This is a genomic window from Mycolicibacterium monacense (genome assembly GCF_010731575.1).
Classification (GTDB): Bacteria; Actinomycetota; Actinomycetes; order Mycobacteriales; family Mycobacteriaceae; genus Mycobacterium; species Mycobacterium monacense.
Genome location: NZ_AP022617.1, coordinates 961,395 through 975,429, shown reverse-complemented (window position 1 = coordinate 975,429; position 14,035 = coordinate 961,395). Strand labels below are relative to the sequence as shown.

11 protein-coding genes and 2 tRNA genes are annotated in these 14,035 nt (G+C 70.5%); 7 read left to right on the top strand and 6 right to left on the bottom strand.

Translation table 11 applies throughout. The features are described from left to right. Positions 1-26 precede the first annotated feature (26 nt). The gene (locus G6N49_RS04760) at positions 27-788 is read left to right on the top strand and encodes an MmpS family transport accessory protein (protein ID WP_011561018.1); all 762 of its coding nucleotides are present in this window, start codon (positions 27-29) and stop codon (positions 786-788) included. Here the strand turns inward: G6N49_RS04760 and G6N49_RS04755 are convergent. Next, the gene (locus tag G6N49_RS04755) at positions 756-2,120 is read right to left on the bottom strand and encodes an MFS transporter (protein ID WP_011561019.1); all 1,365 of its coding nucleotides are present in this window, start codon (positions 2,118-2,120) and stop codon (positions 756-758) included. The two genes, G6N49_RS04760 and G6N49_RS04755, sit on opposite strands and share 33 nt — an antisense overlap. 69 nt (positions 2,121-2,189) lie before the next feature. Here G6N49_RS04755 and cmrA point away from each other — a divergent pair, with 69 nt between their 5' ends. Further along, positions 2,190-2,996: a mycolate reductase gene (gene cmrA / locus G6N49_RS04750; RefSeq protein ID WP_083045429.1), complete on the top strand. Its 807-nt coding sequence runs from the start codon at positions 2,190-2,192 to the stop codon at positions 2,994-2,996. Between the two features lie 106 nt (positions 2,997-3,102). Here cmrA and G6N49_RS04745 read toward each other — a convergent pair whose 3' ends face one another. Continuing rightward, positions 3,103-4,674: a helicase HerA-like domain-containing protein gene (locus G6N49_RS04745; RefSeq protein WP_011856196.1), complete on the bottom strand. Its 1,572-nt coding sequence runs from the start codon at positions 4,672-4,674 to the stop codon at positions 3,103-3,105. Positions 4,675-4,754: 80 nt separating this feature from the next. Between G6N49_RS04745 and orn the strand changes: the two genes are divergently transcribed. Continuing rightward, complete coding sequence (gene orn / locus G6N49_RS04740) at positions 4,755-5,402, top strand: oligoribonuclease (RefSeq protein ID WP_011561022.1); 648 nt, start codon at positions 4,755-4,757, stop codon at positions 5,400-5,402. Between the two features lie 39 nt (positions 5,403-5,441). Further along, positions 5,442-5,514 (top strand) — tRNA-His (locus G6N49_RS04735). Positions 5,515-5,570: 56 nt separating this feature from the next. On the opposite strand, the gene G6N49_RS04730 is transcribed toward G6N49_RS04735, so the two are convergent. Next, complete coding sequence (locus G6N49_RS04730; RefSeq protein WP_011561023.1) at positions 5,571-6,791, bottom strand: L,D-transpeptidase; 1,221 nt, start codon at positions 6,789-6,791, stop codon at positions 5,571-5,573. Positions 6,792-6,951: 160 nt separating this feature from the next. On the opposite strand from G6N49_RS04730, the gene G6N49_RS04725 reads away from it, so the two are divergent. Then, positions 6,952-7,027: transfer RNA gene (locus G6N49_RS04725), tRNA-Lys, on the top strand. A gap of 106 nt (positions 7,028-7,133) precedes the next feature. Here the strand turns inward: G6N49_RS04725 and G6N49_RS04720 are convergent. Next, positions 7,134-11,024 (bottom strand): hypothetical protein, encoded by a 3,891-nt coding sequence (locus tag G6N49_RS04720; RefSeq protein ID WP_011856205.1) that lies wholly within the window; start codon positions 11,022-11,024, stop codon positions 7,134-7,136. 598 nt (positions 11,025-11,622) lie between these two features. On the opposite strand from G6N49_RS04720, the gene G6N49_RS04715 reads away from it, so the two are divergent. Then, positions 11,623-11,784, top strand: coding sequence for a hypothetical protein (locus G6N49_RS04715; RefSeq protein WP_163647398.1), 162 nt, complete (start codon positions 11,623-11,625; stop codon positions 11,782-11,784). Between the two features lie 6 nt (positions 11,785-11,790). Here G6N49_RS04715 and G6N49_RS04710 read toward each other — a convergent pair whose 3' ends face one another. Next, positions 11,791-12,012 carry a DUF3618 domain-containing protein gene (locus G6N49_RS04710; RefSeq protein ID WP_011561025.1) on the bottom strand — a complete coding sequence of 74 codons (222 nt, stop codon included), beginning with the start codon at positions 12,010-12,012 and terminating at the stop codon, positions 11,791-11,793. Between the two features lie 111 nt (positions 12,013-12,123). Here G6N49_RS04710 and bcp point away from each other — a divergent pair, with 111 nt between their 5' ends. Beyond that, positions 12,124-12,597, top strand: a complete 474-nt coding sequence (gene bcp / locus G6N49_RS04705; RefSeq protein ID WP_083045538.1) for a thioredoxin-dependent thiol peroxidase — start codon at positions 12,124-12,126, stop codon at positions 12,595-12,597. Here the strand turns inward: bcp and G6N49_RS04700 are convergent. Beyond that, entirely contained in the window at positions 12,594-13,925 is a 1,332-nt protein-coding gene (locus G6N49_RS04700) for a dipeptidase (protein ID WP_179967727.1), read from the bottom strand. The genes bcp and G6N49_RS04700 overlap by 4 nt on opposite strands. Between the last annotated feature and the right edge of the window lie 110 nt (positions 13,926-14,035).

Genomic DNA, 14,035 nt, shown 5'->3' with positions numbered 1-14,035 from the left:
AGGTACCCTGCGACCATGAGGTGGGTATGACCGAGTCACCACGTCGTGACGGCGCCGAGCCGACCCAACCGCTGGGTAACGGCTACCAGGGCCAGCCGGACCCCGCGTACGCCAACCAGGCCCCGTACGGTCCGGCGTATCAGCCTCCCGCCGCACCGAATCCGACGGAGCAGCTGTCGCCGTACTACCAGTACGGCCAGTACGGATACGACCCGTACGCGACCGGTCAGTACGGGCCAGGCGGCCCCCAGCAACCGCCTCCCGAGGGCCCCAAGTCGCCGATGTGGTTGTGGGTGCTGGCGGGCGCGGTCGTCCTGCTCGTCGTGGCGCTGGTGATCGCACTGGTCATCACCAACAGCTCCCGGCAGCAGACCGTGGTCGCACCGGCCCCCTCGATGCCCGAGCCCACCGCGACGACGTCGGAACGGCCCACCACCACCTCGCGCATCCCGACACCGGTGGTCCCGCTGCCGACCACACCGCGGTCGTCGACCGCGCCGTCCACGCCGCCGCCGTCGGAGTCGACCGAGACCGTCACCTACGACGTCGTCGGCGAGGGGCGCGTCATCAACATCACCTACACCGACACCGGCGGCGTCCCGCAGACCGAGTTCAACGTCGCCCTGCCGTGGAGCAAGCAGGTGGAGTTGCCGTCGCCGGCGCGCAGTTCGGCACGCATCAGCATCATCAACGTCGGACGCGACGTCACCTGTTCGGTGACGATCAACGGCGCGCAGGTGGAACAGAACACCGGGTCAGGGCTGACCTTCTGCGTCGGCATGCGCTAACGCCGGCCGGCGGTGCGGTGCGCGCACCGCGAGCATGGCCGCCAGCCCGGCGGCCAGCACCACGCACAGCCCCGCCATGCCCGCGCGGTCGCTGTCGAACAGGTCGATGAACATGAAGAACAGCCACGGCGCGAGGAACGCCACCGCCCGGCCCGTCGTGGTGTAGAGGCCGAACGCGACACCCTCCTTACCGGGCGGCGACATCCGCAGCATCAACGTGCGTGCCGAGGACTGCGTCGGGCCGATGAACAGGCACAGCAGCAGACCGCACACCCAGAACGCCGACGGGCCCGACAGGCTCAGCAGCGTCAGACCGACCGCGATCATCGCGGTCAGCGACACCACGATCACCGGTTTCGAGCCCACCCGGTCGTCGATCAGACCACCGATGACCGCCCCGACCGCGGCCACCACACATGCGCTCACACCGAACAGCAGGACGTCGGCCTCGGAGATGCCGTAGACGCTCACCCCGAGCACCGCACCGAAGGCGAACACCCCGGCGAGTCCGTCGCGGAACACCGCACTGGCGAGCAGGTAGTAGACGATGTTGCGGTCGCGCCGCCATTCGCCGGCGATCTCCGTCCACAGCCTGCGGTAGGCGGCGAACACCCCGGAGGGCTGATCCGGGTCGACCTCGTCGGCGCCGGGCAGATGTGGCGGCACCGTGAGCAGCAGGGGCAGCGCGAAGAGCAGGAACCAGGCGGCGGCAAGCAGCATCGCCGCGCGGATGTTCTGACCGTCGGAAACCGGGATGCCGAGCAGGCCACGGGTGTCGCCGTCGCCGGAGACAAAACCCACGTACACCAGCAGCAGCAGGAAGACGCTGCCGAGATAGCCTGACGCCCAGCCTATTCCGGAGATCCGTCCCGACCGCTGCGGGCCGGCCAACTGCCGCAGCATCGCGTTGTAGGGGACGCTGGCCAGATCGCCGCACGCCGCGGTGCAGGCCAGCAGCACCAGACCCGCCCACAGGTAGCGGTGGTCGTCGCGGATCAGGCTCATCGACGCCGTGAGCAGGACCGCGGTGCCGGTCAGCACGGTCAGCACCACCCGTCGCCGGCGTGGGGCCTGCACCCACACCCCGGTCACCGGGGCCAGCACCGCCACCACCAGACCGGCCACGGTCATCGCGCGGCCCAGCCAACTGGTGGCCGAGGTGTCGCCGGGAAGATCCGAACCCACCGCGCCGGTGAGGTACACCGCGAACACGAACGTCGCGACGATCGCGTTCATCCCGGTGTTCCCGCAGTCCCACAGGGCCCACGCGACGATGCGGGCTCGGCCGGCGGTCGGCGCCGAGGGCGGGGGTTTCGGCGCGTGTTGGGTCACGGTCGCCCACGATATAGACCACGGACGCGAGGTGACCGCGCACGCGGCCGTCCCGATATAGTCCCGCCCATGCCAGTACCCGCACCCCGCCCCGATGCCCGCGCGGTCGTGACCGGCGCGTCCCAGAACATCGGCGAAGCGCTGGCCACCGAGTTGGCCGCGCGTGGACACCACCTGATCATCACGGCGCGCCGCGAAGAAGTGCTCACCACGTTGGCGACCCGGCTGACCGAGCGCTACGGCGTGACGGTCGAGGTGCGCCCGGTGGACCTGGCCGATCCGGCCGCCCGCACCGCGCTGTGTGACGAGCTGGCCACCCGCGAGATCTCCATCCTGTGCGCCAACGCCGGGACCGCCACGTTCGGGCCCGTCGCGCGGCTCGACCCCGCCGACGAGAAGGCGCAGGTCCAGTTGAACGTGCTCGGCGTGCACGATCTGGTGCTCGCCGTGCTGCCCGGGATGGTGGCGCGTCGGTCCGGCGGCATCCTGATCTCCGGATCGGCGGCCGGGAACTCCCCCATCCCGAACAACGCGACCTACGCGGCGACCAAGGCGTTCGTCAACACCTTCAGCGAATCGCTGCGCGGTGAACTCAAGGGTGCCGGTGTGCACGTCACGCTGCTCGCGCCCGGCCCGGTGCGCGAGACCCTGCCCGACGAACACGAGCAGTCGCTGGTGGAGAAGCTCATCCCCGACTTCCTGTGGATCTCGACCGAGTACACCGCCAAACTCTCCCTCGACGGGCTGGAGAGCAACAAGATGCGGGTGGTTCCGGGGGTGACGTCGAAGGCCATGTCGGTGGCCAGCGGGTACGCCCCGCGCGCGATCGTCACGCCGATCGTCGGCGCGGTCTACAAGAAGCTCGGCGGCGACTGACGACGGCTTACCCGCGCCGTCGCCTACTCGCGCCGGAATAAGGTTCCGGTACGCATATGGGCGCCCCGGCGTGTCAGAAGTCTGATGTCGGCGAGGGTGTCGACAACTAACGACGGCGGCGCCGGCGACCGGTGCCGAAGATGCTGCGGGTGATCTCGCGGCCGATGACGGTGCCCGCTGACCGCATCGCGCTCTTGAAGGCCGGGCTGTCCATCACCTTGTCGAACAGACCCGGCTCCGGCGCGGGCGCGGGCATGGGCGGAATATCGTACGGCGGCGGAACCGGCGGCAGGTCCGCGGGCGGCGCGGCCGGCGGCGGCGCCAACCGGGCGGCCAGCCGCTCGTAGGCGGATTCACGGTCGACGGTCTGGCCGTACTCGGCCTGCAGCGGGCTGGCCGTGGCGGCGGCCGTGATCGCCTCGGCGCCGATGGTGTCCATCAGCGACCGCGGGGCCCGCATCCGCGTCCACGCCACCGGCGTCGGGACGCCCTGCTCGGAGAGCACCGTGACGATCGCCTCGCCGATACCCAGCGTCGACAGCGCCGACTGCAGGTCGTAGACATCGGTTTTCGGGTAGGTGCGGACGGTCTTGCGCAGCGCCTTCTCGTCGTCCGGGGTGAACGCGCGCAACGCGTGCTGCACCCGCGCGCCGAGTTGTGACAGCACGCCGTTGGGTACGTCGGTCGGCAGTTGCGTGCAGAAGAACACGCCGACGCCCTTGGACCGGATCAGCTTGACGGTCTGTTCGACCTGTTCGAGGAACGCCTTCGACGCGTCCGCGAACAGCAGGTGCGCCTCGTCGAAGAAGAACACGAGCTTCGGCTTGTCGAGGTCACCGACCTCCGGCAGCGTCGTGAACAGATCGGCCAGCACCCACATGAGGAAGGTGGAGAACAGCACCGGGCGGGCGGCCTGGCTGCCCAGTTCGAGCAATGTGACGACGCCGCGGCCGTCAGCGTGGAGGCGCAGCAGATCGTCGGGTTCGAACTCGGGTTCACCGAAGAAGGTGTCCGCCCCCTCGGCCTCGAGGTTGATCAGCGTGCGCAAAATCACCCCGGCCGTCGTCGAGGACACAGCCCCGAGCGCCTTGAGTTCGGGTTTCCCCTCTTCGCTGGTGAGGAAGTGGATCACCGACCGCAGATCCTTCAGATCGAGCAGCGGCAACCCCTTCTGGTCGGCCCAGTGGAAGATCAAACCGAGCGTCGACTCCTGAGTCTGATTGAGCCCCAACACCTTCGACAGCAGGATCGGGCCGAAGCTGGACACCGTGGCGCGCACCGGCACCCCGACACCGCCGGTTCCAAGGGTCAGGAACTCGACCGGGTACGCCGTCGGAGTCCAGGCGTCGCCGGTGTCGGCGGCCCGTTCGGAGACCTTCTCACCGGGTTCACCGGGCCGGGCCAGCCCGGACAGATCGCCTTTCACATCGGCCATCAGCACCGGCACGCCCGCGGCCGACAACTGTTCGGCGAGCACCTGCAGCGACTTCGTCTTGCCGGTGCCGGTCGCGCCGGCGACCAGGCCGTGACGGTTCACGGTCGCCAGCGGGATCCGCACCCGGGCGGCCGGATCGGCCACGCCGTCGACGACGACGGTGCCCAACTCCAGCGCCTGGCCTTCGGTGGCGTAGCCCGCGGCGATCCCGGCGGCGCGGCCGTCAGTCGACTCACTGGTCATGGCGCTGACCCTACTGGGGACGGTCCGCAGTGACGGGTGTCGGCGCACATCCGCGGCGGGGGCGAATACCCTGATTCGCTGTGCGTGACGAACTGGTGTGGATCGACTGCGAGATGACCGGCCTGGATCTGAGGTCGGATCTGCTCATCGAGATCGCGGTGCTGGTCACCGATGCCGACCTGAACATCCTCGGCGACGGGCTCGACGTGGTGATCCACGCGCCCGACGAGGCGCTCGACGCCATGATCCCGGTGGTGACCGAGATGCACACCCGCTCGGGGCTGATCGAGGAGGTGCGTGCCTCCACGGTCGACCTCGCGACGGCCGAGGAGATGGTGCTCGACTACATCCGCGGGCACGTCAAACAGGCCAAGACGGCGCCGCTGGCCGGGAACTCGATCGCCACCGACCGCGGGTTCATCGCCCGCGACATGGCCAAACTCGACGACTATCTGCACTACCGAATGATCGACGTCAGCTCGATCAAGGAGTTGTGCCGCCGGTGGTATCCGCGGATCTACTTCGGTCAGCCCGAGAAAGGTCTTGCGCACCGCGCGCTGGCCGACATCCACGAGTCGATCCGCGAGCTGAAGTACTACCGGCAGACGGCGTTCGTCGCTCCGCCCGGCCCGTCGACCAGCGATATCGCCGCGATCGCCGCCGAGCTCGGCCCGCCCGGCAAGGACGCGGCGGATACCGATTCGGCCGCAGGGCACACGACCGGTTAAGATCGACGGGCTGCGCGGCCCGGTGGGTCCGCAGCGATGGTGGCTGTAGTTCAGTTGGTAGAGCACCAGGTTGTGATCCTGGCTGTCGCGGGTTCGAGTCCCGTCAGCCACCCGAAGTACGAAGAAGCGCCTCACCTGAAAAGGTGAGGCGCTTCTTTCGTCTCGGGGTCAGACTCCGGCGTTACCGGCCTGCCACTGCTCCCACGGGATGTTCCAGTCGCCGAGACCGTCGGTGCCCGGCAGTACCGAACCGACGGTGTTGACGACCTCGACGATGTCCCCGCGCTTGGTGTTGTCGAAGAACCACTTGGCGTTCGACGGGCTGACGTTGAGGCACCCGTGGCTGACGTTGCTTTGCCCCTGCGAGCCCACCGACCACGGCGCGGAGTGGACGTAGATACCGCTGTAGGACATCTGGGTGGCCCAATCCACCTCGGTGCGATAACCGTTGGGCGAGTTGACCGGCACCCCGTAGGTCGACGAGTCCATCACCAGATGCGAGTACCGGTCGCCGATGATGTAGGTCCCGTTGTTGGTCGGGGTGCTGTTCTTGCCCATCGAGATCGGCATGGTCTTGACGACGGCGCCGTTCCGCCGGACCGTCAGTGTCTTCGTCGAGTCGTCGGCGGTGGCGACGACCTGGTCACCGACGGTGAACTGGGTCTTGACGTTGTCCTGGCCGAACAGCCCGTCACCGAGGTCGACGCCGTAGGTGTTCACCTCGACCTGGACCTTGGTGCCCGGCTCCCAGTACTCCGCGGGACGCCAGCGGACCTCCTGGTTGCTCAGCCAGTAGAACGCACCCTCGACGGGCGGGTCCGTCTTCACCGAGATGGCCCGCTGCGCCGCCAACCGGTTGGTGATGTTCTCGTCGAACCGGATCGCCACCGGCTGACCGACGCCGACGACCTCACCCTCGTTGGGCAGGACGTAGGGCATCGTCAGGTTCTCCGGCGAATGCGTCTCGAACGTCATCTGCCTGCTGGTGACACCGCCGAGGCCCATCGACTTCGCGGTGAGCGTATAGCTCTTGTTGTAGCCGAGCGGCTCGGTGGTGGCCCAGGTCAGCCCGTCCTGGCTCAACTTGCCCGAGACGGCCTCACCGTCCTCGTTGACCATCGTCACCGAGCCCAGGACGCCACCTTCGGCCGCGACGGTGACCGGACTGTCCACCGCGACGCCCACGGCCCCGTCGGTCACCGAAGACGTGAGCTTCGGCACCAACAGGTCACCGAACGGGGTGCCCTTGTCGGTGATGACCTGCTGAGCCTGTTCCTCCGAGTCGCTCGAACACGAGGTGAGCCCCAGCACCATGGCGGGAACCACCAGCATGCCCGCCCACCAGGCTCGTTGCCGCCGCGGACGGGTCACCGAACGGACCTGCCACATTGTCTTCTCCACCTCACACCCAGGGTTCTACTCACACGGATTTCTCAGTGCCACAGTCTACTGGCAGCACCGACATGCAGCCTGCCGGTGAGATCCGTGGATACCCACGCGACGACGCGATTTCACCTCACGGCCGAAGTCCTGTTATCGTCTTCCCCGCGCGCCGTTAGCTCAGTTGGTAGAGCAGCTGACTCTTAATCAGCGGGTCCGGGGTTCGAAACCCTGACGGCGCACCACCACGAAAGCCTCGCCTCGGCGGGGCTTTCGTCGTTTCGGACCGTTGCTTGGCTTGCCCCAGGTCGGTCGGCGCCCAGTACGCGCCGACCGACCCAGTGTGATGCCTTAGGTGCCGTTCGGCCCCTCCTCGCCGTGGTCGCCGGGCGCCCCGGCGGACGTGCCGGAGCCGCCGGTGCCACCGATGCCCGCGCTGCCGCCGCTGCCCGGCTGTCCAGCTAAGCCTGGATTGCCGGGTCCGCCGGGTTCGGCGCCCCACTGGTTTCCCGTTCCGCCCAGCCCCGCCGCGCCGCCGCTCCCGCCGGCGGCGCCGTCCCCGCCGTTCCCGCCGGCCCCGCCCGCGTCGGCGCCGGAGTCGCCGCCGTCGCCGCCCCAGCCGCCATTGCCGCCCGCACCACCGTTACCGCCGTTGTGGCCTTGGCCGCCGTAGCCGGGGGATGTCCCGAACAAGCCGCCGAAGCCGCCGGTGCCGCCGTTACCACCGTTACCGCCTTTGCCGCCGGCGTTGGCGTTGCCACCGGTGCCACCGGCGCCTGCGGGTCCGAGCGCGGAATCGCCGCCGTCGCCGCCCAAGCCACCGCTCCCGCCACGGCCGCCGTCGCCGGCCTTGCCGCCCCCAGATGCTCTGCCGTTGTTGATGTACGCGCCACCGTGACCGCCGTCGCCGCCGAGGCCGCCGACACCGCCGACGTCACCCGCGCCACCGACGCCACCGCTCCCCGTTCCGTGCGCGGCACCGCCGGCACCGCCGGCTCCGCCCCCGGAGGCGTCACCGCCGTCACCGCCCCAGCCGCCTAAGCCGGACATCCATCCTTCACTGGAACCGCCGTCGCCACCTCTGCCGCCGACACCACCGTTGGCGCCGGCCCCGCCGTCGCCGCCGGCACCGCCGTTGCCTGCACCCATGGCCGCTCCGCCGGCGCCGCCGGTACCGGCGAAGCCGCCGGGCCCGCCGTCGCCGGCGCTGCCGCCGTGGCCGCCGTACGTCTCGTAGTTGTCCTCATCGAGTCCGCCCGCTCCGCCGCTACCGCCGGAGCCACCGGCGCCGGCCGCTCCTGCTTTGCCGCCGGCTCCACCGTTGCCCGAGCCGTGAGCCGCACCGCCGGCGCCACCGCTGCCGCCGAAGCCGCCGTGACCGCCGCTCGCGCCGGTGCCGCCATGGCCGGCGTCGGGAGCAACGCCGCCTATAGGGCCGTCCGGGAGCGGCTGATCTCCGTTCTGACCGCCGTGGCCGCCGGCCCCGCCCTTCCCGCCGATGCCGCCGGAACCGCCGACCCCGCCCGCGCCGCCATCACCCGAACCCAATGCCGCGCCACCCGCTCCGCCGACGCCGCCGTCACCGGCGAAACCACCTTCGCCGCCATTGCCGCCTTGCTGGCCGGGGTCGAGGTACCCATCACCCGACTTGCCGTTGCCGCCGTTACCGCCGAGACCGCCGTTGCCGCCGTTGCCGCCGGCACCACCGTTGCCGCCGTTGCCCGACGTCGATCCACCGAGGCCGCCTGCCCCGCCGTTACCTCCATCCATACCCGCCGATCCAGAAGTGCCCGCACCACCGCCTCCGTGGGCAGCGTGAGCGCCCGCCGCGCCGGCCGCGCCGTCGCCCCCGTTGCCGCCGTTGCCGCCGTTGCCGACCGCCCCGCCGTTGCCGCCGTTGCCGCCGTTGCCGACCAGCTCGCCGTCGGCGCCGTTGCCGCCGTTGCCGCCGTTGCCACCGCTCGTGACCGCGGCGCCGTCGACGCCCGCGGCGCCGGCATTGCCGCTGTCGGCGTAGCCGCCGGTGCCCGCCGCGCCGCGCGAGCCGCCCGCTCCGCGGGTGCCCGGGTCGCCGCCGTTGCCGCCGTCGGCACCGTCACCGAAAAGCCCGTTGCCGCCGTTGCCGCCGTTACCGGCCGACCCGGCGTTCCCGCCACGCCCACCCGCGCCGCCGTCGCCGTTACGTCCCGCCTGGCCCGACCCGCCCGCCGCGGTGCCGCCGCCTGCTCCACCCGTGCCGCCGCTGCCGCCGCTGCCGCCGTCGCCGCCATTCGTCCCGTCACCGCCAGCGCGTGGGTTGGGCGCCAGGAAGCTGCTGTCCGCGCCGTGCACTCCATTGCCCCCGGCGCCGCCGTTCCCGCCGGCCCCGCCCGTGCCGCCGGTCCCGCCGGTGCCGCCGTCGCCGGAGATCGAGCCGCCCAAGCCGCCCGCACCGCCGACTCCACCGTTCCCGCCGGCAGTACCGTTCTCCGCGGGGATGACGCCGAGTTGAATGACGTTCTGGGTCAACACAATCGCGTTGGAACCGTTGGTGCCTGCCGCCCCGTTGCCGCCCGCTCCGCCTGCACCGCCGTTGCCGATCGCGCCGCCATGACCGCCCGCACCGCCGTCACCGCCACTGGCCCCGGCGGCAGTGGGACTGAATCCGGCGCCGCCGTCTCCGCCGTTGCCAACCGGGCCGATCACCGCTTCGCCGGCGTCACCACTTGCACCCGCCGTGCCGCCGCCGAGCCTGCGGGTGCCGGCGGCGCCGCCTATTCCGGCGGCGCCCACCGTGCCGGGGTTGCCACCGTTTCCGCCAGCTCCGCCGTTGACGATCACGGCATCGCCGGCCTTGCCGTCCCCGCCGTCACCGGGAGTGCCCGCATCGCCACCCCGCGCGCCGGCGCCGCCGTCGCCGTTGGCGCCGACCCGGCCGAACCCGCGTTGCGCTCCGGCGCTGCCGCCGGCGCCGCCGATCCCACCCGCTCCGCCGCTACCGCCGTCGCCGCCTCGACCGCCTGCGGCGCCCGCGATGGTGGCGTCCGCGCCATTCACCCCGTTGCCGCCCCTGCCTCCGGTACCGGCCGCGCCGCCGATACCGCCGTCGCCGGCGTACCCGAACAGCATGCCGCTGCGCCCACCGACACCACCGGCACCACCGGCGCCGCCGCCGACACCGCTGGTGCCCCACTCACCCGCTGCCACACCGTCGATGCCGTCCGCACCGTTGGCGCCCATCCCACCGGCCCCGCCCGCGCCGCCGGTTCCGTATATCGACAACAACCCGGCGTGACCGCCCGCGCCGCCTGCGCCGCCGTCTCCGCCGCGAACACCGGCTACACCGGCCGCGCCCGCGCCGCCTGCCCCACCGTTGCCGACGAGCAGGCCACCCCTGCCGCCACGCCCGCCTGCACCGTTGTTGCTGCCGGCCTCCCCGGCCCCGCCTGCCCCACCGTTACCGATGAACCCGGCGTTGCCGCCGTTGCCGCCGCGAAAGCCATTGCCGCCGTTGCCTATCAGCAGACCGCCGTGGCCGCCGGAGCACACCGTGCTCGCCGGGCACGTGGTCGCGGTGTAGCTGTAACCGTTGCCGAGCAGCAATCCCGCGTTGGGGCGATCAGCGGTGCCATTGCCGACGAACAGCCCGACGACGTTCCCGATCACGACAGCCGGGTCCTGTCGAGTCAGCGGCTTCGCGGGCGTTCTCGCCGCGGTCGCTGCCAGGACCCGGTTGGCGGCGGGGGCGTCGGCTGAGGGGGCCGCTGGCGCGGTGTCGCCATCGGATGCGGCGCCCTCGTTCGCGGGGCTGCCGGTGCCGGTCGTCCTCGCATCTGAACTGTCGTCCGCCGCCCGCGACCGCGACGCATCCGCGAGGGATTTCTTCAGGTCCCTGATCGACTTCGTGTCGCCGTCGTCGTCCTTCGCGCGGCGAGTGTGTCCGCGCGGTCTCTCGTCGGCGTCGTCGCGATCGATCCTGGAAATCGTCGCGCCGAATCGCCTCTTGCCGTCCCCGTCGTCCCGTGACGACTGATCGCCGTCAGTGGACGCGCCGGTATCGCCCTTGGCCGGCTGTGAGGCTGACGAGGAATCGCTGCCCGAGGTCGAATCGGCCTGCGCCAATCCGGCACCTGCGATCATGGCCGCACCCATCGCGACGGTGACCGCCCCCGCGCTCAGCCACCCCGACACCGGAAGGACGCGTGGCCCCTCCGCCTTGCGTCGGTGCTGCCCCTTGCCACTACTGCGATGTCTGCCCGCCACGAAATCCCTCTCCTATATGACCCGGATCCAGGCGGCTCGAGCCGTGTCCGGTACTGAGCCGCGGCCGGAGCCGCTCACCCATATACGAGATTTGCTGTATGACGCCTCGGGTGAGGGTAAGCGAACAGCGCCTAATTGACGACCCCGTTGGCCGAATTGCCTTAATTTTGGCTGAGAGCCCCACTTCTCCGAGGCAATCGCGCTCGGCCGAGGGCCCGACCTCGCGCCCGCTGCAGGACACCGACGCGGTCGCCACTCGCCACGAGCACCGGTCAGCGACCACGTTCAAGGAGCTAAAGAGTTCGCCGACTGATCCACCGACGCGCGGCGGGCGGCCAGCAGTCAATTCCGCTCGTTCCGCACGGGAACATCGAGTCGACTTCTGCTCCACCCCTGGCCGGTTTCGCCCGCAATGTGCTGACTGACCATAATGCAACTTACTCTGGTACGCCAGCGGACTACCTTAAGGTTGCCGCGGCAAGCGCACATCCCGCAATTTCGGGCAACGAACTGGCCAGTCGCGATCCTGGCAGGTACCGTCATGCGTTAGCTGACGGTTTTGCCACTGCCACGCACCGAAAGATCGAGGACTTAGCTGATGACGCCAGTGCAAATTCCGACCGTGCCGTTCCCGGCACCGGGTGACCGCACCGGCGCGTCCACCCCGGTCGCGGTGGTGAGCTGCAGCCGCATCGGCCTGCGCGCCAATCCGCCGAGGCCGTCCCTCGTCGACTGGCTGCTGCCGTCCCGGCGCCGCTGACGACCGTCAGCGGCGGCGGCGCACCGCCACCACGACGATGAGCAGGGTCACGCCGGCCAGCGACACCGCCACCGGCGGTTGGGACACGAACCGGATCACCTGAGTCTTGATGTCGTCGGCCAACCTGCGTGGGTTGGCCCGCTCGGCCAGCGAATCGACGGTCAGCGCCAACTGGTCGCGAGCAGCGTCGATGTCCTTCTTGATGGCCTCGGGATCCCGGTCCGCCACGTTTGTCCTCCAACTCCCGTGCTGGGTCCCCAGTCTGGTCCCCGTCCTGCGGAACTACCCTAGATCAGCCGGTGTGACGCCGACGGCACCGGTCGACCAGAAGGGACAGCCATGCCTCAGACCCCCCGCCTGGCGGTAGGCGACACCGCACCGGACTTCAGCCTCCCCGACGCCGACGGGAACACCGTCAACCTCTCAAACTACAAGGGCCGCAAGGTCATCGTGTACTTCTACCCGGCCGCGTCCACGCCGGGCTGCACCAAGCAGGCCTGCGACTTCCGGGACAACCTCGCCGAACTCAACGACGCGGGTGTCGACGTGGTGGGCATCTCACCCGACAAACCGGCCAAGCTCGCGAAGTTCCGCGACAAGGAGGGCCTGACCTTCCCGCTGCTGTCCGACCCGGACAAAGAGGTGCTCACCGCATGGGGCGCGTTCGGCGAGAAGACGATGTACGGCAAGACCGTTCAGGGCGTCATCCGCTCGACGTTCCTCGTCGACGAGGACGGCAAGATCGCCGAGGCGCAGTACAACGTGCGCGCCACCGGTCACGTCGCCAAACTGCGCCGCGATCTGTCGGTCTAACTGGCGCCGAGTTTCTCCAGCAGCAGCGCCTCGGCGGTGGCCGCCCGCTCGAGCACACCGAGGTGCAGGCTCTCGTTCACGCTGTGCGCCTGGGTTCCCGGATCCTCGACACCGGTCACCAGGATCGTCGCCTGCGGGAACGCGGCGGCGAACTCGGCGATGAACGGGATCGACCCGCCCATGCCCATGTCCACCGGTGTGGCGCCCCACGCCTGGGTGAACGCCGCACGGGCGGCGTCGTAGACCGGGCCGGCCGCGTCGATCGCGTACGGCTGGCCGGTGTCCCCCGGCGTCACGGTGAGCCGAGCACCCCAGGGGACGTGCGCTTCGAGGTGGCGGGTCAGCGCGTCGAGGTGTGCCTTCGCGTCACCGCCCGGCGCCACCCGCATGCTGATCTTGGCCCGCGCCCGCGGGATCAGCGTGTTCGACGACTTGTCGATCGGCGTGGTGTCGATGCCGATGACGGTGATCGCCGGCTTGGCCCACAGCCGTTGCACCACTGAGCCCGAACCGATCTCGGACACACCGGGTAGCAGTCCGGACTCTTCGCGCACCCAGTCCGGACCGCGGTCGACATCCGCAGCAGAGCCCTCGTGTAGGCCGGCAACCGCCACATTCCCGTCGTCGTCGTGCAGGCTCGCCAACAACCGCACCAGCACGGTCAGGGCGTCGGGCACCACACCGCCCCACAGGCCCGAGTGCAGACCGTGATCGAGGGTGGCGACCTCGACGACGCAGTCGGCAAGACCGCGCAGCGAGACGGTCAGCGCGGGCCGGTCGGTGCTCCAGTTGTCGGAGTCGGCGATCACGATGACATCGGCAGCCAGCGACTCCTTGTGCGCGGCAAGCAGATTCGCCAGCGACGGGGAACCCGACTCCTCCTCGCCCTCGACGAACACCGTCACCCCGACCGGTGGCTTGCCGTCGAAGGCGCGGAACGCCGCCAGGTGGGTGGCGATGCCGGCCTTGTCGTCGGCGGTGCCGCGGCCGTACAGCCGTCCGTCGCGCTCGGTGGGTTCGAACGGGGGCGACGACCACTGGCCGGGGTCACCCTCCGGCTGTACGTCGTGATGGGCGTAGAGCAGCACCGTCGGTGCACCGGGCGGCGCCGGGTGCCGGGCGATCACCGCAGGCGCGCCGCCCTCGGCGACGATGCTGACGTCGTCGAAACCGGCCGCCCCGAGGAGATCTGCCACCGCCCGCGCGCTGCGCTGCACCTCGTCACGGCGCGCCGGATCGGCCCACACCGACTCGATGCGGACCAGATCCTCGAGGTCGGACCGGACCGACGGTAGGACTTCCTGCACCCGGGCCACCACGTCGCTCATGGGCACGAGCGTAGTGGGTCTCCGCTTCACCGCGAGCAGACGCAAATGTGCCCGGAAATCCCCGGCGCGACGGACATTTGCGTCTGCTCGCGGGAAAGGCCGGGCTCAGC